Origin of the sequence: Synechococcus sp. R50.1, assembly GCF_047462115.1 — a bacterium.
In the GTDB taxonomy this organism is placed as follows: domain Bacteria; phylum Cyanobacteriota; class Cyanobacteriia; order Thermostichales; family Thermostichaceae; genus Thermostichus.
Genome location: NZ_JANSIN010000014.1, coordinates 1 through 18,353 on the forward strand (window position 1 = coordinate 1; position 18,353 = coordinate 18,353).

The window sequence follows — 18,353 nt, forward strand, 5'->3', positions numbered from 1 at the left end:
CCTTGGGGCGACTGTAAACTCGCCTGAAATTCCGAAACTTAGCTGTCCTCTGGGGCCGCTAGGGATTGGGATAAAGCCCGCACCCTGCGCATAGCGCGGGTGTCGGGTAGTTTACTTTTACCAGTCACTTTTATCGGACTGGCGGTCGGGGATCCTCGCTTTGCAGGCGGAGAATTTCGGCCTCAATGCGCTGTTGCAAAGCTTTGCCCTCTTCGGAGCGGATCAAGAGTGTAATGCGGTTGTAGTCGGGCACAGTCATACCGTGGCGAGTGATGATCTCGGTCGCGGTGCGGATGAATTCTCGCCGGATTTGATCTTTGCTGGCTGGGTCGTTTGTGGCTTGGGAGCGCTTTTGGGCCTCTTGCCGGTGGGGCTCCATCTCCAAGACGATACGGGCGTACATTGTTACCTGCTCATCGCTCAACACCACAGAGGTGGTGGGGGTTTGAGCCACGGCCAGAGAGACAGTGAGCACAGGGATCCAAGTGCAAACCCAGATCAGGCCCACCAGCGCTTTTTGGGCCACGCTTTGGATTGGAAATGCCGTCCACCGTCTCCGACTTGCTTTGCCTGACACCGCTGATGTCTCCCCACCCGCCAACTGTTGCTCAGGTTGCCTAGGGTTTTTGTGAGCTTTCGGCCCCACGCCGGTTCAACACTCTGATGAACCCCGCGGGCTTCGATCCTATCTGCTCCTCTCTGTGAAAGCCCAGGGCGTCGTCCACGCTGACAACTGAGCTTGCTTTTCCATTTGACCGAAAACTGGTCTTTAGGTTCCAGTTCCAGTCCCTTTCCAGCCTATCTGACACCCAGAAGGGAGTGGCCTCTGGGATAATGGGGATGAATTGTTGGTTATTGCCCCTATGCATTTGGAACGTCGCCCGGTTTTCCCGTTTACGGCCATCGTTGGCCAAGAGGAGATGAAATTGGCCTTGCTCCTCAACGTGATCGACCCGCGCATTGGCGGAGTGCTGATCATGGGGGATCGCGGCACGGGCAAATCCACCACCATCCGCGCTTTGGCCGACCTGCTGCCCCAGATCGAGGTGGTGAAAGGGGATCCCTTCAACAGCCACCCACGGCAGCGGGACTTGATGAGCGATCAAGTGTGGGAACGGCTCCAAGCAGGGGAAACGCTGGAAAGCACTTGGATCCAGGTGCCGATGGTGGATCTGCCCTTGGGGGCAACGGAAGACCGGGTGTGTGGCACTCTCGACATTGAGCGGGCCTTAGCTCAGGGGGTGAAGGCTTTTGAGCCGGGGCTGTTGGCCAAGGCCAATCGAGGCATCCTTTACGTGGATGAAGTCAACTTGCTGGATGACCACTTGGTGGATGTGTTGCTGGACGCGGCGGCCTCAGGCTGGAACACCGTGGAACGGGAAGGCATTTCCATTCGTCATCCGGCTCGGTTTGTGCTGGTGGGATCCGGCAACCCGGAGGAGGGGGAATTGCGGCCTCAACTGCTGGATCGCTTTGGCATGTTTGTCCAGATCGAAACGGTGCGAGATGCCGCCCTGCGGGTGCGGATCGTGGAGGAGCGCAGCCAGTTCGACGCCGATCCCCAGGCTTTTTTGGCCAAGTATGCCGATTCCCAGCAGCGCCTGCGGGAACGCATCGAAAAAGCCCAACATCTTTTGCCCACCGTGGCAGTGGATCCCGATTTGCGCTTGAAGATCTCCGGAGTATGTGCGGCTTTGGAGGTGGATGGGCTGCGCGGAGACATTGTCACCAACCGGGCTGCCAAGGCCCTGGCGGCTTTGGAAGGGCGGAGCGAGGTCACCGTCGCCGATATCCGTCGGGTGATCAGCCTGTGTTTGCGCCACCGCCTGCGCAAGGATCCTCTGGAGACCATCGACTCGGGCTACAAGGTGGAAAAAGCCTTCAGCGAAGTGTTCCAGGTGAGCTTGGAGAGCGCCGCCTAGCCCAAGCACTCCGCGCTGCTAGCCCTCACCCCCGGCCCCTCTCCCGGCGAAGGGAAGTTGGGAGCGGCGAACCTCAGCCAAATAGGGCCGCTAACTTGTCGGCAATGGCGGCAATCCAGGCTTGCTCCTGCCGGCTGAAGCTGCGTGGGGTATCGCTCCCCAAAATCAAGCACCCTTTCTGGCCGATGGGCTGGCACAGCACGGCTTGGGATCCGGGGGGCAACAGGCCATCGAACTCGGCGCGGGCCGGGAACAGCTTGAGATCCACCAGATAGACGGGCCGCCCCGTCTGCAAAACCCGCTGCAAAACGCTCTTGGGCTGAATGGAGGGCATCTGGCCGGGGGTGGCTAGGATCCCCCGTTGTAGGAGGGTTCGCCCACCCACCCAGATCACCACGGTGCGGGCGGCAGTGGTGCTGAGCAGGGTATGGGAGGCCCAAGCCAGCTCCAGTTTCTCGCTTTCGGAAAGATCGGGATGCCAATCGCAGCCGGGGATCCCTTGCAGGGGGGCCGTTTGGGGTGGAAGAGGCTGGATCTGCTGCCACAGCAGGCCGGTCAAGATCAAAACAGCGCTGAGGAGGATCCCCAAGGCATCTGAGCGGGACTGGCTGGTGAGCAATTCCGGCGTAAAGGCCAGTCGATTGATGACCAAGAGGGCGCTGCCCAAAAGGCCGGTCACCAGAGGCAGCCGCCTCACCCAGCGATTGGGATCCCTGGGGGCTGGAGTGGGTTCAACTGTCAAGGCAGGCTAGGCATAACCTAGAGGAAGTAACGGGAGAGAAGGGAGAAGCTCTTTCCTCTCTGCTCCCTTGAAGATTAAAGAACTGAAGTTCAGTATAAAACCAACTCAGAGGCGGCTCCAAATGCCAAGGCGCTCCTGCTGGGCTTTTTCTTGTAGGCCACCATAGTAGCTGTCGTACTTGATGTTGTGGCTGTAGGGGACGATACGGGCCAGGCCATTGCGCACCAACATGGCGTTCATCTGATGACCTTCTAGCCAGACATAAGCCTCCACCAAGCCCGTAGCATCTACGTTGCGCAGCAACTTATCCCCTTCCAGCTTGACGGTGCGGTAGAGGATGCGCTCTCGCATCAGTTCAATAGCTTGCTGGTAAAAGGGGTTTTCTCCCGGTCTGAGGCCCTCGATCCCGGCCAACCGGATCAGGCGCATCTTCTGTTCCCCTTCAATTTGCACCACCAAGGTGTCGCCGTTTACCACCCGCACCACAACCGCATCTGGGTAGCGATCGAAGCGGTGGTTGTCGAAGTAGAACGGGGTATCGGGAACGACCCGCGGCTCTCCAAACCCGTGGCCGGGGAGAACGGGTATAGCCAGAAGCAATCCCAATGCAGCAGAGCCGAGAGCAATACGCTGAAACATGACCTTATCCCCCACTTTGGATACAGCCCCCTCTTCTTTTCCCGCCGGGGAGTTTCCGGTGGCAACACTTAAAGCGTAATGGTAGCGGCAACTGTCTAGAAAACAACCCCGCCGCAGGTTTGGAAGGGATCCCAGCCGGCAGTAATTCTGCAGATCTGCTGGGGGTTGGGTTGCCCAAGGTTCCCAGGCGACTGCGCCATTTCTGCTGACTTTTCTCCAGTTCCTCCAGCTCTTCCCGCAATTGCCGGGCGGATTTGTCGCTGATGTTTCTCAGCCTTGAATGGGGATTGGGCTGGTCTCTTTCTCTGGAGAGGCTGTTTGGCAGGTGGGAATTCAGGATCCGTCTAGCCGAGGGGATTTTGGGAGAGAAACTCCCGATCCAGGGGCAGGGGAGCGACGGGTTGGGTAAGGGTGAATTGGCCGCTTTCTATCCATTGCTTGAGGATTTCGGCAATTTGCATGGAGCGGCGCAGGCTGGCCAGAGGGGCAGTGCGAACCTTGCGGCCATTGAGGGTGATCTGGCCGGATTTGAGCTGGGCATAGCTCACCAAGCCAAAGGTGGGCCGCACCCGGCGGGGAATGGAAAAGTCGATCACCGGTGCCACCAGTTCTTCATCCCGGATGGCAATGGCCTCCAAATCCGCAGGAGCAAGGATGGGGATGGGGATCCCGACCCCCAACATCAAGCTGGGACCGTAGTTGCGGAAGTAGCAGCCCCTCACCCATTCCGCCTGCATTTGCTTGGCATCTCCAATCAGGGCCAGGGTGGCCGCCGGGCCGATGGGAGTTTGGTTGGGCAATCGCTTTTGCAATGGAAAGTGCTGGGTACCCTCCCAGGCGACGTAGCCAATGCCGCCCCCCAAAAAGATGCGGCTGCCGATCCCTACCCGGCGCAAAAGGGGATCGTTCAACAAGGGGGACAGCTCTCCCGGGTTGGAATAGACGGCATTGCCCAGGTGCGGTTCCAACAGGCCCAAGTAGGTGTACAAAGGCCGATCCCCACCGTTCACGCCGACGATGAAGTTTTGGTAGGCATTGCGGGGATTGAACAGGTAAAACTGGTTGAGCTGATCCCGGGTCAGGGTGGTCTCGTAGTCGGCGCGGGGGTAGCAATCGGTCACTTGGCCGATGGCCCGCAAATGGACGCGCTTGCCCGCCACCAGGTCGGCAATGACGTGGCCGCCCCCATAGGCTTGATCCGCTTGCTCGCTGGGTTGGGCTGCCCCTAGGTAGAGATCCACCGCGCCAAATCCGGCATAGGCCGGTACCCCGTTCAGCCACGCTTGGCGAATCTTGATGGGCGGATCCGTATGGCCCAGGTTCACAATGGCTCCGGAAGACTCCATCGGCTCAAAGGTGCCGGTGGTGATCACATCCACCTGCTCGAAGGCTTCCTGGATCCCCAAGGTGGCCAGCTTGGCTTTGGCTTCCAGGGCCGTCCACACCCGCGCCTGGCCTTTGGCAATGCGTTGGTTAATCTGGTCTAGGGTTCTCTCCATGGGATGTGAAGATCGCAATGGTTGGTCGCGTTGGCGGTGTGGAGGAATAAGAGGCGTGAGCATACTTCCTTCTCACTACCCACTGCTCTTTCCTCTCTTAAGGAGGGATCCGCTCCCATCTTGAATTCTCTCGTGAGGCAGCTCTTGGGACTGGCTCAATGAATAGCTTAAATGGACGGGGATTTGGGGGGTTCCAGCAGTATGGGCCGCTTTTGCCGGCGTTGGCGTTGGTGGGTCTGCTCTACGGCGGTGGGCTGCTGCTGGCCCTGGCCCAGAGTGTGGGCCTCTACGGCTTGGGTGAGAGGGGGTTTACCCTGCAGGGGTATGGGGAGCTGCTGCGGGATGCGGAAGTCAGGGGATCCCTTTTGCTTAGCCTCAGAATCGCTCTGTTGGCAACGGGGTTGGCGCTGCTTTTGGGGCTGGGGCTGGCGCTGCTGTTGCGGGGGCTGGGGGGGTGGGCCATCTGGCTCGGCCAGTTGACGCTGCCGATTCCTCATTTGGTGGGGGTGGCGGGGATGCTGCTGTTGCTGGGGCCCAGCGGTTGGCTGGCGCGGTTGGCCTTCCAACTGGGCTGGATTGCCTCAGATCAGGATTTTCCCTTGTGGGTGAACGACCGCGGCTATGGGGGGGTGTTGCTCTATTGGCTCTGGAAGGAGATCCCGTTTACCGCTTTGGTGGCGCTGACGCTGCTGCGCGGGATGGGATCCGAGCTGGAGCAACAGGCTCGGCTGCTGGGGGCTTCTGCCGCCCAGACGTTTTGGTATGTAACGCTGCCCTTGCTGAGGCCGGGGCTGCTGGCCACCGGGATCCTCATCTTCGGTTTCGTCTTCAGCGCTTTTGAGGTTCCCTTGCTCTTGGGGCCCACCTACCCGCGCACCTTGCCCGTTCTGATCTACCAGCGCTTCACCCACATCAACCTGGAGCAGCGGCAGCAGGCGGTGGCGCTGGGGGTGATCCTGTTGGTCATCTCGGCAGCGGTGGTCAGTTGGATGGCAGGGCTGTTTGCGGCCAGGGGATCCCTTTGGCAACCGCCGGTCGCCTCAGCAGGACGGAGTCCTTGGAGAAGGCCGTGAAAGGACGCCACATGCACAGATGGATTGGGGGATCCCTGCTCCGCCTTGGGGTGGCCGGAGTGGCCCTCCTTTGGGCTTTGCCCTTTGGGGTGCTGGCTCTTTGGGCCTTCACGCGGGCCTGGTATTTTCCCGATGCCCTGCCGCAGGCATGGAGCTTAGTCGGTTGGCAGCAACTGCTGTTCGCTCCAGCGGGAGGGGGATCCCAGTTCCGGGCAGCCTTCGGCCAGAGCTTGCAAATTGCCCTGTTTACCACCCTGCTGGCCTTGGGGGTGGGGATCCCGGCAGGGCGAGTTTTGGGCACCCGTCCCGTGCCTGCCTGGCTGCGCCTGCTGCTGCTATTGCCCATCATCACCTCTCCTTTGGCCGTATTGATGGGCATCCAAGGGGTGCTGATTCGCCTGCGGCTGGACAGTACCCTGCTGGCGGTGGTTTTGGTGCATCTGATCCCGACCATTCCCTACATGGCTCTGGTGATGGGCAGTGTGTTCGCCCGTTTCGACCGCGGCTACGAGGCGCAGGCCCGCTGTTTGGGGGCGGATCCCTGGCAGGTGTGGTGGCAGGTAACGTTGCCCCTCATTGCCCCTGGGGCAGCCATTGGGGCGGTATTTGCCTTTTTGATCTCCTGGAACGAATTTTTGCTCACCTTCTTCGTCGGCGGTGGGCGGGTTCTCACGCTGCCGATGCTGCTCTACAGCCTTTTGCAGGGGGGAAACAACACCTTGGTGGCCGTGGTGGCCCTCCTGTCAGTGGTGCCGGGGTGGTTGGCCTTGCTGGGGGCCAGCGTTTGCTTGGGGCAGGCCATCGGGCTACCCCCCGCAGAGGCTCAAGAGGAAGAGAGCTAATATCCCTTCAGGGCCAGGTTGGGACGTTGCAGAGCGGCCCCCACCCGTTGAACCTGGGTCTTGAAGCTGCCATCTCGCTCCAGCCATATCTGCCTCAGGGCAGGGGGAATCACCTCCAGGCCAAACTGAGGGCTCTTGGGACGAAATTGCACACAGGTTGAGGGACAAGCCAGGTAATCAACCCCCTCCCGCCGGTGGCGCAGGTCTTGGTGAATGTGGCCGAATACAACAAGGCGAATGTGGTCGAACTCGTCCAGAACCCCGAACAACCGCTCCGGCTGCTGCAGGGCGCTTTGATCCAGCCAGGCAGAATCCACCGAAAAAGGGGGATGGTGCAAGGCCAACAAAACATGGTGTTGGGCGGCTTTGCTCCGCTGCAATTCTTGTTTCAGCCACAGCAGCGTGCGATCCGTCAGGTAACCGCTGTCTTTGCCGGGCACGAGGGAGTTCAATAAAATAAAACTCCAATTTTCCCGGCTGAAGCTCTTGTCCCCGAATAGCCGCTCGGCGTGGAGCTCTTGGTTCATGTTGTGCAGGCGATCGTGGTTGCCCGCCAACCAGTAAGTATCGATGGGGAGAGTTTGCAAATGGGCTCTCAAACGAGCGTAGGATGCTGCACTGCCATCTTGAGAGAGATCTCCGGTGAGCAGCAGCAGATCGGGCAAGGGATCCAGAGCGGCAATGGCCTTTTGCACCTGCAGGAAAGAGGCTTCCGTGTCCACCCCCAGCAGCCGGTGATGGGGCCTGGCAAACAGATGCAGGTCGCTGATCTGAACCACGTACACGGTCATAGAGCAAGCCCAAGAGGGGTGGGATCCCATCTCCGCAGGTTCAAAACACTACCGTTCTAGCACCAGATGGCCCGGCTGGAACCCGTAGGTAGGGTCATTTCGATTCAAGCTAGGACACTGCACCCACACCCAAAACGTTGGTCGCGTCTTCGCGTCAGCGTTGCGGAGCAATAATCCCCAGAACCACAAGGCTTTTCTCAGTAGCCCAGGCGTCTCGCCCCCAACCTAAAATGACCATAACTCAGCCCTAAAGGGCTCAACCTTAACCTACCCAAGTCCGTCAACCCGGTTCAATCCCTTGAGAAAATCCTCTCAGGAAAAGCTTTAGGAAACATTCAGAGATCGGCCCACGTTCCTAAAGGCAGCTTGCACCTGAGGCCAGCGGGATTCCTGGGTAGAGGCCGTCAGCGTATAGAGGCGATGGTGCCGAACGGTCACCGTCACCACCTCGTGGCGAAGCTGGGATCCCATATCGGTTTGGTATTCCAGCAGGTAATAGGGGTGCTCCTGCCGCTCAAAGGCTTCGGCAGCCAACAGCTTGGCCGAGCGACCGGATCCCTCAGGGGCTATGATCTTCTCCGCCACCAACTGCCCCACCTCAGCCGGGCTGCCCAGATCGGCAATCGTCTCCCCTTTGTCAAATGGGGCGATCATCAAGCTGACGTTCTCGGTCTCGTACACCAGGTCGCGCAGGAGAACCACTGGCCCTTTTCCCGGCCCAAGATTGACCGCCACCATGCCGTTGGGGTAAGCAAAAGCAAAGGCTCCGCTGGGATCCCTGTAGGCCCGTAGGTTAGAGCCTGCGGAACAGGCACCGACCACCAAGCTGAGGCAGACACAGAGCAGCAACAGCGCTCTAGACAGCCACGGGCTGGTTGCGTAAGTGGGCCACAGGCCTGATCGGGCAGAATGCGCGCCTCGTGCTGCTGACATTGCTGGGATCCTCTCCTCAGGTGGGTTGCCTATTCTTCCTTTATCATCCTAGTACGAGCGCACTCCCTCTAGCCCGTTGACCGTCAATTCCCAACGGAAAACTCCCCCTGCAACTTAGCAGCGGGGTTGCCGACGTGGGTTGAAAAGCGAGGGATCCCCAAGCTTGGAAGCAACTGCCGCTATTGAGGGAGCCGCTTCTCGAAATCCAAATCCGGCATCGGCAAGTTGGCCTGGGCACCTCCTTGGCCGGTGAGCATTGCCAAGCGGCGGGAGATTTCGTCGTCCATGGCCATTTCATCCAGTTGGGCAGCAATCTGCTCGCTGCGATCTTCCGAGAGTTCGCTCATGGCTCGGGATTTGAGCTGGCGAGCCTGGATAGCATTCTTCGCCGCCTCAAATTGCGACTTGGCCGAGTCGATGTTGTAGGAATTGTTGACGCGGGTCATCTGCTCCAGAGCTTGGTTCACCTCGTTGATGTCTTTGAGGTTGCTCAGCTCGCTCTTGTAAGCGGCCAATCGCTCTTTCTCGCGGGCCAGCTTTTGCTTGGCGGCGTTGACGTAGCGCTCGGCAGTTTCCACATTCTCCTTGAGGGGGCCGAGAATGGCCTCAATTTGCAGCGCTTGGGACATAGCCAGGCGGGCAGCCTCTTGATCGCCTCGTTGGGCGGCCAGGCGAGCCTTGTTCTCCAGGGCCTGGTACTCCCGCACCTTTTGCATGTACTTTTGTTCAGCCCGCTGATAGGCAGCCACTTGGGTGGCAACGGCTTCCGTGAGACGCTGAACCGTCTCCTGCATGGTGCGTAGGGATTCTTCCGCCACCATCACCGCTCCTGTGCCGCCTTTCTCCACCGGGATCCCCCACAGCCAGTTCCAAGTTCCGACGATGACGCTGCCGGCCCGTTGCCCAAAAATGCCGTAGATAATCTTGCGTGCGCCCATGGCCTGACCCTCCTGCTTGTGCGTGCCTCTACTGTATTTAACTTTCTCCCCAACTGGAAAGATCTCAGGGATCCGGCAAGTGGATAAATTCAAATCCCCGCTCCTGCAAAGCTGGGATCAACTGCCGCGTCACCTCAGCCACTTGGGATCCTCCTTGTACCCCATCGTGCAGCACGATTAAGGAGCCAGGCCGCACCTGGGCCAGCACCCGCTCCACTACCACCGATACCGGTGGGATCAGCCAATCCTCAGGCACCACGCTCCACATCACCGGACAAAAGCCCCAACGGCGCAAATCCGCAAGCGTCTGCGGCCAAAACAAGCCATTGGGCGGGCGCACAGCCCGATAATCGTCAGGGATCCCGCCACAGGCAGCCACGAGGGTGGTTTGGCTGCGCTTCAGGCTCTGATAAAGCTCTCCAGGGGCAAGCTCGGTAAAAGGGCGATGCTGCCAGCCGTGAAGGCCAATGCGGTGGCCTTGTTGGCGGATCTGACGGGCCAGGTGGGGCCAGCGCTGCACCCGTTCTCCCAACACAAAAAACGTGGCCGGCACCTGAAAATCCATCAAAACCTGCAACAAAGCAGGGGTGTACTCAGGGTGAGGGCCATCGTCAAAGGTCAGAGCCACCCGCTGGGTGTGGGGATCTGCCGGCAACTCCCACAGGCCGTCGGGAAAGAGGGTCTTGAGGCCCCAATGCAGGGGTGGGTAGAGAGATGGGGGCAGGATTTGCTGAGAAGAGAAGAGCATTGTGGCGGGCTGTATTTTGTCCAGAACCAGAGGCCAATGCTTTGGGTGATCAACTGGGTAACAAATTTAGGTATTGCCGATTGAGCCAACCAATTGAAAAAATGGGCATGAGCATTGTAGCCCGCAAAACGGAAATCAGGGTTGGCGGGCCCGTCGATGGGCTTTTGGATCTCGTCCTAGCCAGTTGTGATTACAGATTGTGCCTACAGATTGTGATTACAGAAGTTGCCATTGGGTGTCGGCAGCAGCCCGCCGCTCGAGTTCTTGAGACGGATGTGGGATCCCTTCTGCCCATAGCCCAGATCCGATAGGCTAGATTCACCCTCAAGGTATCAGCTGATGGCTTGGCAAACTCCAACACTGCTGCTGGTGGATGGTCACTCTTTGGCTTACCGCTCCTTCTACGCCTTTGCCTACAGCCGCGAGGGGGGGTTGCGCACTTCCACTGGGATCCCCACCAGCGTCAGCTTTGGCTTTTTGAAATCGCTGTTAGAAGTCTTGGACAAATACACCCCTACCCATGTAGCCGTTGCCTTTGATACACGGCAGCCCACTTTTCGCCACGAGGCCGACGAAACCTACAAATCAGGCCGCCCGGAAACGCCGCCGGAGTTTATCGAAGACGTGGAGAACCTCAAGCAGGTGCTGACGGCACTACGCATCCCGATTTTGGTGGTGCCTGGTTTTGAAGCCGATGACATTTTGGGCACCCTCAGTAGGCTAGCCCCCCAAGATTACCGGGTGCAGATCTTAAGTGGCGATCAAGATCTGTTCCAGTTGATCGATACCGATGGAAGAGTTCGGGTTTTGCACCTCAACAGCAAAGATCGCATCAGCGAGTTTGGCCCCGAACAAGTGAAAGAAAAATTGGGCATCTGGCCTTGGCAGGTGGTGGATTATAAGGCCCTCTGTGGTGACCCTTCTGACAACATTCCCGGGGTGAAAGGGATCGGCCCCAAGCGAGCTGTGGAGCTGCTGGAGCGCTACGGCAGTTTGGATGAAATTTTCGACCACCTGGACGAGATCCAAGGAAAAGTCCAGCAATACCTCAAAGAAGGGATCCCGGCGGCCCAGCACTCGCAATTTATGGCTCGGATCAAATGCGACGTTCCTCTTTCTCCCGACTGGGAGAGCATGAAATTAACCGGGTTTGATCAAGCAGAATTGCTGCCGCTGCTGGAAAAATTGGAGTTTCACAGCTTCATCGCCCAAGTGCGCAAAATACAAACGGCTTTGGGGGGGATCCCAACCGAGGCAGAGGTGGTTGGCGCTTTTAATCCCACCGGGGATCCCGCAAACGCTCCTGACGAAGCCCTGTGGTTTGATTTTGCCGTGGATCCCGTCCCTTCTCTGCCGGCGGTGCGCATCATCGATACGCCGGAGCAACTGGAGCTGTTGCGGCAAGAGCTGTTGGCCTGCCCAGGAATTGTAGCTTGGGATACCGAAACTACCAGCCTAGATCCACGGGATGCCCAATTGGTGGGGATCGGCTGTTGTTGGTCAGAGGGAGATATCGCCTACTTGCCCATCGGCCACCGCCAGGGATCCAATCTGGATTGGGAGCTGGTGAAACAAAGCCTGCAGCCCCTCTGGGAAGATCCCAACCGACCCAAAAGCCTACAGAACTGTAAGTATGATCTGAGCATTTTCCGCGCCCACGGGATCCGCCTGCAAGGGATCCGATTTGATCCCATGTTGGCCAGCTACGTTTTGGATCCAGAAGCCAGCCACAACTTGGCCGATTTGGCAGCCACCCATTTGAATTTGCCGACCACCAGCTACAAAAAGTTGCTGGGCAAGGAACAGTCCATTGCCGATATCCCGATTTCCAAAGTTGCAGAATACTGTGGAACCGACGCCTATTGTGCCTATCGTCTGGTGCCAATCCTCACCGAAAAGCTGCAGAAAACCGATCCACGCCTGTGGGATCTTTTTATTCAAGTCGAGCTGCCCTTGGCCCAAGTTTTGGAAGAGATGGAGTGGATCGGCATTCGCGTTGATACCGAGTTTCTGAGGCAATTTTCCCAAGAGCTGGAACAAGAGCTGCAAAGTTTGGAGCAGAAAGCTTATGCCCAGGCTGGAGAAACCTTTAACCTCAATTCTCCCAAGCAACTGGGATCCCTGCTCTTTGAAAAGCTGAAATTGGACATTCGCAAAACCCGCAAAACGGCTACTGGCTATTCCACTGATGCCTCAGTTTTAGAAAAGCTAGAGGGGGATCATCCTCTCATCGAAACCATCGTGCAATACCGCACCTTGGCCAAGCTGAAATCGACCTATGTGGATGCTCTGCCTGCCCTGGTAAGAAGCGATACCGGCAGAGTCCACACCGACTTTAACCAAACCGTTACTGCCACCGGCAGGCTCAGCTCCTCAAACCCCAACTTGCAAAATATTCCCATTCGCACCGAGTTCAGTCGCCGGATTCGACAAGCTTTTATTCCCCAAGAGGGGTGGCTATTGGCGGCAGCAGATTACTCTCAAATTGAGCTGCGTATTTTGGCCCATCTCAGCCAAGAACCTGCCCTGGTGGAAGGTTTTCGCTCAGGAGAAGATGTGCACACCCTAACCGCCCGCCTGCTCCTGGAAAAACAAGAAATAACCAGCGAAGAACGTCGCCTGGCCAAGACGATTAACTATGGGGTGATCTACGGCATGGGAGCGCAGCGCTTTGCCCGCACTGCGGGGGTTTCTTTGTCGGAAGCCAAGCAATTTTTACAGCGATTTAACGAGCGCTACGCCGGCATTTTTGCCTATCTGCGCTCCACTGAAGCCTTTGTGGAAAAGCATGGCTATGTAGAAACGATCTTGGGTCGCCGTCGCTATTTTCCCAATTTGTCTCGTCTGACAGGCCATCGCAAACAAGCCGAATTGCGGGCGGCTGTGAATGCCCCCATCCAGGGATCCGCCTCAGACATCATCAAAGTGGCAATGGTGCGCCTGCAGCAAAAGCTGCAGAACTTTCGTTCCCGCCTGCTCCTGCAAGTGCATGATGAGCTGGTGTTTGAGGTGGATCCCTCGGAATGGCAGGCCCTAAAACCGCTGATCCAAACAGAAATGGAAGGAGCGGTGCCCCTCTCCATACCGCTGGTGGTGGATATCCAAATTGGCCACAATTGGAAGGAAGCCAACTAGACCATGGGAGGCAGAAAACCCCAGGTTTGCAAGGAAAGGGATCCCGGCTCCGTGAAAATGTTAAGCTATGTAAAAGCGTTTGTTGTTTTCTTATGACTGTTGAGATTTACACCTGGCGTTTTTGTCCCTTTTGCATCCGGGCTAAGCAACTGCTGGATCGCAAAGGCGTGAAGTATATCGAGTACGCCATCGATGGAGACGAGGCAGCACGGGCGGAAATGGCCAAGCGGGCCAACGGCCGCCGTTCGGTGCCGCAAATTTTCATCAACGACCAGCATATCGGCGGCTGCGACGATCTTTACGCGCTAGAGGCTCGCGGCCAGTTGGATCTGCTCCTACAGCAGGCCAGCTAAGCCTCAACTGTATCTCTCATCACTTTGTAGCCTGTTTAACTTGAGCGCGAGCCTGCTTCACCATGGCAATTAAGGTTTGATGGGCGTCCTCGGAGTCCCGCAGGGGGTGGTCGAAGCGGATCCGCAGCGTTTGTACGGCCCCGTCGACCTGCACCCGCAAGTCCATCCCTTCCGGGTCAATGGCCTGCATGCGGGCTTGGGTAACTCCTTCCACCTGGCCAAAGACCCTGGCGTAGAGGGCTATTGCATCGGCATGATCTTCGTTCATGTGCTTGCAGATGCGCTCGCTAACTTGGGGGGTGAGAGGATCGCCCATGGCAGTTGTTTTTAGCTTACAGCCCTCAGTTTAAAGCTCCCGCCAGTCCACAGTAAACTACCCAACCCTACCCCTGGCCAGTACAATAATGCGGCTAACCCAGCGTTAAAAGCGGCGCTCCCGGATAGGCAGCCGTTTAGGTTTCAGAATAAAAAGGCAGGGATCCCTTCCCCTCCATCCCAGAGAACACCAGGGATCCAGGGGATCAAGCTTGTCCTTGGGCCTGTAGCTCCAACAGCTCATCTGCCATATCCAAAAAAGCCTCCCGATCCAGATAGGAGACATCTCCCACCCACTCCCCCAGCTTGACCACATAGACCTCGCTCAAGGTGGGCCGGCGCTGCAAATCGCGGGAATAGGCTTTCACCAACCCGAGCACCGATTGCTTTTTGACAATTCGCCTGTAGCGGGGATCGTCCTTGGCCCGCACACGATAGACGACTCCGGTCTCATCGCCAATTTCCATCTCAAACTGGCGCTCCCGCACCTCTTCAATGTAGAAGTTGCCATCTTCATCCAGCTTTTCTCGCTCTTCCACCACCACCTCGTAGCGGCGAGTGCGCAACACCTGCCCAAAAAACAATCCCCCATAGGGAATCTCGCGAAAGGCTAGCTGACGGCGGGAGATGGTATAGAGCGGCCCCCACAGGAAGGGATAGAGCAACGAGAGAATCCCGACCAGGAAGGCGATTGCCCCCAGAAAGGATCCCTCGCCGAAAGCGCGGGAAAGAACCAGCAACGCCACGCCCACCAAAATGGCCGTGATGATGCGGCCCGTGCTCTTGAGGGCATCGCTCCAGTAAGCGGCATACTGAAGGCGCGTTGGCACCACCGGAATCACCGATTCGCATTCTTCTGGGGTTAGCTCCAACAACATGCTCCAAGGATCCTCACAATGCCACACTCCATCTGCAACGGGCCAGACCCTATCTTAATTAAAATGAGGCAGGGGCGCTTCGCCGCCGGGCTTGTCTGCTGCCAGTCCTTGCACACTTCCCATTTCCATGCTGACAGGATCCCATTTCTCCTCGACCGGCCAGACCATCAGACAGCAGGTGGCCCAGTTGGACGAGGGATCCCGTCGCGACAAGGCTTGGCTGGGGGATGCGGTGTTGAGCTTGTTTGCCCGGCAGTGGCTGCTTGGGCCACCTCAAGACTGGCAAGTGCCTTCCCCGCCCAGTTGTGACTTGAATCGCGCAGAACTCTTCACTTGGCTGACCTCCAATCAATTTTTGTCGGCCTTCAGGGATCCCACGCAGGTTGAGGCGGAAATCGGCCTATCTAGGGCGGCTTTGTGCTATGCTGCCTGCAGCGGCAGGGTAGTCAACCGCTCTAAAAACCCAACAGTCTCACGACTGAATGCAGCCTCAATAGGTTTTGTAGTTGTTGTTTGCAACGGTACCTAAGGGCATTGGGGAACCGCCCTGCACTCGCGTCAGCGGCGCGTAGCGCTTGGGGGAACGCCTGGGGAGATGAGCACCGCTGTCGTAGAGGGGCAACCCAACACGGTAAGTGCTGTCGCAGAACCAGGAACCAGAATCTCCTGCCTAAAGGCAGGGGAGTATGTCAAGAAACAGAAGGTCTACAAGCGGCGTTTGAATATATCCAGGCGCACCTGCTGCCTCTGTTTGTAAGGCAGGTGAACAACCGCGCCAAAGCCCTGCGTGGCAAACGCCACTAGCCAGTTTCTGAGCGAAGCAAGAGCGCGGCAGGATGGCTGGGCAGGTCGCCTCTTGAGGGGGAAGCAGAGTTAATGGGAAGAAGGGGGATCCACCCAGCGCCCATCGGCTTTGATCAGATCGATCAGCGCCTGGACACCTTCCGATTCCGGCACCCTTTTCACTTCCTCTTTGCCACGGTAGAGGGAGATCACCCCTGGCGTTTTACCCACATAGCCGTAGTCGGCGTCGGCCATCTCTCCCGGCCCATTGACAATGCAGCCCATCACGGCAATGTCCAACCCCACCAGATGCTGAGTTGCAGCACGCACCTTCTGCAGCACCTCCTCCAAATTGAAGAGGGTGCGGCCACAGGAAGGGCAGGCCACATACTCCACCATGGTTTTGCGCAGGTTCAGAGCTTGCAAAATGCCGTAGGCCACCGGGATCTCCTTCTCTGGCGCTTCCGTGAGAGAAACCCGAATCGTGTCGCCGATCCCTTCAGCCAAGAGGGTTCCGATCCCCACCGCCGACTTGATGCGCCCATATTCTCCATCGCCCGCCTCGGTGACACCTAAGTGGAAGGGGTAATTCAGGCCCAGGGCATCGAAGCGACGGGCTGCCAGCCGGTAGGCCGCCAACATGACCTGCGGGCGGGAGGCCTTGAAGGAAAGCACCACATTGTGAAAGTCTTGCTCGGCGCAGATTTGGGCAAATTCCAGGGCCGACTCCACCATGCCCTCAGGCGTATCCCCGTAGGTGAAGAGCATCCGCTCTGCCAGGGATCCATGATTTACCCCGATGCGCAGGGCTTTGTTCTGGGCTTTGAGGGTCTGGACAAGGGGGGTGAAGGTTTCCCGGATTTTGTTACGAATGGCCTCAAATTCCGCCTGGGTATATTCTGTGCGACCGGGCTGAGGTTTTTCAAAGATGAACAACCCCGGATTGATGCGCACCTTGTCCACGTATTTGGCTACTTCCAGTGCGATCTTGATGCCGTTGTGATGGACATCGGCTACCAAAGGCACCGGCTTGTAGGTTTGGATCAGCTTCTCCCGAATCGCCTCCATCGCCTTGGCATGGGCCATGCTGGGAACGGTAACCCGCACAATCTCTGAGCCCGCCTCGTGCAGACGGCGGATCCCGGCTACTGCTGCGTCGATGTCGAGGGTGTCCTCGTTGATCATGGACTGTACCACCACCGGGTGCTGGCTGCCGATCAACACATCAGCTACGGCCACCGTACGGGTGGGGCGACGGGGATAGACCGGTTCTGGGTAGGGCTGCTGGGTGGGGGCGTTGGGCCGATCCAGGGTTTGCATAGCTTGGTCAAGCCAAAAGAGCTGCTCTAGCTTGATTGTAGGTCGGAAACTAACCTGGGATTCGACTCAGCTCAGGGTAGAGGCTGAGGGGTTCAACCCCGAGGATTTCGACGGGATCCCCAACCCTCAGGTGCTTGCCCGCCTCCGTTCTCGGGATCCACGTATTGATCCCAAGGCGATAGAAATGGTCAAAGCGGCTGGCTTCGGCCCAGGGTGGCAAGGTTTTCTGCCGTTGCGCTACGAAGTGCTTTTGAAAACCGGGATAGGCCTCTCCGCTCAGGGGATCCCGGGTGGGCACCACACAGCGGGCGCAGGGGTTGAGGCCCAGCAGCTCCACTTCCCCGATGCGAAAGCGCACCCCTTGATCTGCGCGGGCAAAGAGACGATCCTCCCAAAAGGCAGAGCAATCCGACAGCTCGATATTCATGCGAAAGCGCTGCCGAACCGCTTCCAGGGTCAAGTTGGGGAACCAACCGGCCACCGTCTCCAGAGTGGCTGTGCTGATCAGGGTGGGGCCGTTGGCATAGGGATCATCCGGAAACCCCCTGAGAGGCTCCTCCAGCAGTTGCACCGGAAAACCGAACCAATCGCTGAGCCAAGTCTGCAAAGCATCCCGCTGCTGCTGCAGGTCAAACTGAGCCGCCTTGCCCTCCCCCCACAACTGCACCTGGCCCAACTGGGGATCAAACCGGGCCCGCAGGCGGTGGACCGCAGCATGGCGCTTGCCGTTCACCCGCTTTCCCTCCGCATCCACCAGGGCGTAGCGCCGATCCCCCTCCAAAGTCCCCCCTGCCGTCAGCCTCACCTCAGACAGAGGGATCCCATCCAGGGACTTGATGGGATAGACCGTTAACCTGGCAACCTGGGGCATGGCCTGTCTGCCGGGATCCCTGGGGGTGGGATCCGCCTTAGCTGCTTAACTGTCGGCTTCGGTGGGATGGTCGGTCATGGGGTAGCTGCGGATAAAGTCTCTGGGGGTTACATTCTCTACAAACTTGCGAAAGGCCTCCCGCTCTGCTTCGTCGGCATCTTGGTTCATGGGGATCGAGGCTTCCGCAATGACCTCTTCCACCGTCCAAATGGGAACATGGGCCCGCAGGGCAAGGGCAATGGCATCGCTGGGGCGGCAGTCGATCTCCTGTTTTTTGTCGCCATTCACGGTGACGAGCACCGCGTAGAAGGTGTTATCCAGCAAGGCGTGAATGATGACCCGCTCCAGCTTGATCCCCCACGTCTTCCAGGAGTTGAGGATGAGATCATGGGTCATGGGGCGCAGTGGCTTTTGGTCGTCCAGCGCCTGCAAAATGGCATTGGCCTCTGCTTTTCCCACCCAAATGGGCAGGGCACGACGCTCACTGCTATCGCGCAGGATGACGATGGGGTTTTGGTTAACGGCATCGACCGCAATCCCAGCCACATGCATCTCGATCATGAGCAATTGC

The 18,353-nt window shown here is 58.2% G+C and carries 20 protein-coding genes; 7 read left to right on the plus strand and 13 right to left on the minus strand.

From position 1 onward, the window contains the following. Positions 1-130: 130 nt before the first annotated feature. Entirely contained in the window at positions 131-526 is a 396-nt protein-coding gene (locus NW870_RS05495) for a DUF4168 domain-containing protein (protein ID WP_414374335.1), read from the minus strand. A gap of 337 nt (positions 527-863) precedes the next feature. Between NW870_RS05495 and bchI the strand changes: the two genes are divergently transcribed. Next, complete coding sequence (gene bchI, locus NW870_RS05500) at positions 864-1,922, plus strand: magnesium chelatase ATPase subunit I (RefSeq protein WP_414374395.1); 1,059 nt, start codon at positions 864-866, stop codon at positions 1,920-1,922. A 73-nt stretch (positions 1,923-1,995) separates the two neighbouring features. Here the strand turns inward: bchI and NW870_RS05505 are convergent, their stop codons facing one another. From NW870_RS05505 to NW870_RS05515, 3 genes are all read right to left on the minus strand, one after another. Then, positions 1,996-2,664 carry a cofactor assembly of complex C subunit B gene (locus NW870_RS05505; RefSeq protein ID WP_414374338.1) on the minus strand — a complete coding sequence of 223 codons (669 nt, stop codon included), beginning with the start codon at positions 2,662-2,664 and terminating at the stop codon, positions 1,996-1,998. Positions 2,665-2,769: 105 nt separating this feature from the next. Then, positions 2,770-3,303: a thermonuclease family protein gene (locus NW870_RS05510; protein ID WP_414374341.1), complete on the minus strand. Its 534-nt coding sequence runs from the start codon at positions 3,301-3,303 to the stop codon at positions 2,770-2,772. A 344-nt stretch (positions 3,304-3,647) separates the two neighbouring features. Beyond that, positions 3,648-4,802 (minus strand): homocysteine biosynthesis protein, encoded by a 1,155-nt coding sequence (locus NW870_RS05515; RefSeq protein WP_414374343.1) that lies wholly within the window; start codon positions 4,800-4,802, stop codon positions 3,648-3,650. 158 nt (positions 4,803-4,960) lie between these two features. Between NW870_RS05515 and NW870_RS05520 the strand changes: the two genes are divergently transcribed. Further along, positions 4,961-5,875: an ABC transporter permease gene (locus NW870_RS05520; protein WP_414374345.1), complete on the plus strand. Its 915-nt coding sequence runs from the start codon at positions 4,961-4,963 to the stop codon at positions 5,873-5,875. Between the two features lie 11 nt (positions 5,876-5,886). Further along, positions 5,887-6,717 carry an ABC transporter permease gene (locus tag NW870_RS05525; protein WP_414374348.1) on the plus strand — a complete coding sequence of 277 codons (831 nt, stop codon included), beginning with the start codon at positions 5,887-5,889 and terminating at the stop codon, positions 6,715-6,717. Here NW870_RS05525 and cpdA read toward each other — a convergent pair. The 4 genes from cpdA to NW870_RS05545 form a co-directional block, all read right to left on the minus strand. Then, positions 6,714-7,508: a 3',5'-cyclic-AMP phosphodiesterase gene (gene cpdA, locus NW870_RS05530; protein ID WP_414374351.1), complete on the minus strand. Its 795-nt coding sequence runs from the start codon at positions 7,506-7,508 to the stop codon at positions 6,714-6,716. The genes NW870_RS05525 and cpdA overlap by 4 nt on opposite strands. 324 nt (positions 7,509-7,832) lie before the next feature. Next, positions 7,833-8,357 (minus strand): photosystem II reaction center PsbP, encoded by a 525-nt coding sequence (gene psbP, locus NW870_RS05535; protein WP_011431801.1) that lies wholly within the window; start codon positions 8,355-8,357, stop codon positions 7,833-7,835. A 263-nt stretch (positions 8,358-8,620) separates the two neighbouring features. Further along, entirely contained in the window at positions 8,621-9,379 is a 759-nt protein-coding gene (locus NW870_RS05540) for a PspA/IM30 family protein (protein ID WP_011431800.1), read from the minus strand. Positions 9,380-9,443: 64 nt separating this feature from the next. Further along, on the minus strand, positions 9,444-10,127 hold the full coding sequence (locus tag NW870_RS05545; RefSeq protein ID WP_414374353.1) for a polysaccharide deacetylase family protein: 684 nt from the start codon (positions 10,125-10,127) through the stop codon (positions 9,444-9,446). Between the two features lie 80 nt (positions 10,128-10,207). On the opposite strand from NW870_RS05545, the gene NW870_RS05550 reads away from it, so the two are divergent. The 3 genes from NW870_RS05550 to grxC all read left to right on the plus strand — a co-directional run bounded on the left by NW870_RS05550 (position 10,208) and on the right by grxC (position 13,615). Beyond that, positions 10,208-10,438, plus strand: coding sequence for a hypothetical protein (locus tag NW870_RS05550; protein WP_414355428.1), 231 nt, complete (start codon positions 10,208-10,210; stop codon positions 10,436-10,438). Between the two features lie 28 nt (positions 10,439-10,466). Beyond that, positions 10,467-13,262 (plus strand): DNA polymerase I, encoded by a 2,796-nt coding sequence (gene polA / locus NW870_RS05555; RefSeq protein WP_414374356.1) that lies wholly within the window; start codon positions 10,467-10,469, stop codon positions 13,260-13,262. Between the two features lie 92 nt (positions 13,263-13,354). After that, positions 13,355-13,615: a glutaredoxin 3 gene (gene grxC / locus NW870_RS05560; RefSeq protein ID WP_011431797.1), complete on the plus strand. Its 261-nt coding sequence runs from the start codon at positions 13,355-13,357 to the stop codon at positions 13,613-13,615. A gap of 19 nt (positions 13,616-13,634) precedes the next feature. Here the strand turns inward: grxC and NW870_RS05565 are convergent, their stop codons facing one another. After that, positions 13,635-13,931: a DUF2470 domain-containing protein gene (locus NW870_RS05565; protein ID WP_011431796.1), complete on the minus strand. Its 297-nt coding sequence runs from the start codon at positions 13,929-13,931 to the stop codon at positions 13,635-13,637. 205 nt (positions 13,932-14,136) lie between these two features. Continuing rightward, positions 14,137-14,808, minus strand: a complete 672-nt coding sequence (locus NW870_RS05570; RefSeq protein WP_414355425.1) for a hypothetical protein — start codon at positions 14,806-14,808, stop codon at positions 14,137-14,139. Between the two features lie 91 nt (positions 14,809-14,899). Here NW870_RS05570 and NW870_RS05575 point away from each other — a divergent pair, with 91 nt between their 5' ends. Then, positions 14,900-15,337 carry a hypothetical protein gene (locus tag NW870_RS05575; RefSeq protein WP_414374357.1) on the plus strand — a complete coding sequence of 146 codons (438 nt, stop codon included), beginning with the start codon at positions 14,900-14,902 and terminating at the stop codon, positions 15,335-15,337. Positions 15,338-15,681: 344 nt separating this feature from the next. Here NW870_RS05575 and ispG read toward each other — a convergent pair whose 3' ends face one another. From ispG to NW870_RS05590, 3 genes are read right to left on the minus strand one after another with little or no spacing between them, the layout of a single operon-like run. After that, on the minus strand, positions 15,682-16,911 hold the full coding sequence (gene ispG, locus NW870_RS05580) for a (E)-4-hydroxy-3-methylbut-2-enyl-diphosphate synthase (RefSeq protein WP_414331679.1): 1,230 nt from the start codon (positions 16,909-16,911) through the stop codon (positions 15,682-15,684). A gap of 49 nt (positions 16,912-16,960) precedes the next feature. Then, positions 16,961-17,782, minus strand: a complete 822-nt coding sequence (locus NW870_RS05585; RefSeq protein WP_414374359.1) for an MOSC domain-containing protein — start codon at positions 17,780-17,782, stop codon at positions 16,961-16,963. A gap of 45 nt (positions 17,783-17,827) precedes the next feature. Continuing rightward, a complete protein-coding gene (locus NW870_RS05590; RefSeq protein WP_414374361.1) occupies positions 17,828-18,343 on the minus strand; it encodes a bifunctional nuclease family protein in 516 nt (171 codons plus the stop codon). Positions 18,344-18,353: the final 10 nt, after the last annotated feature.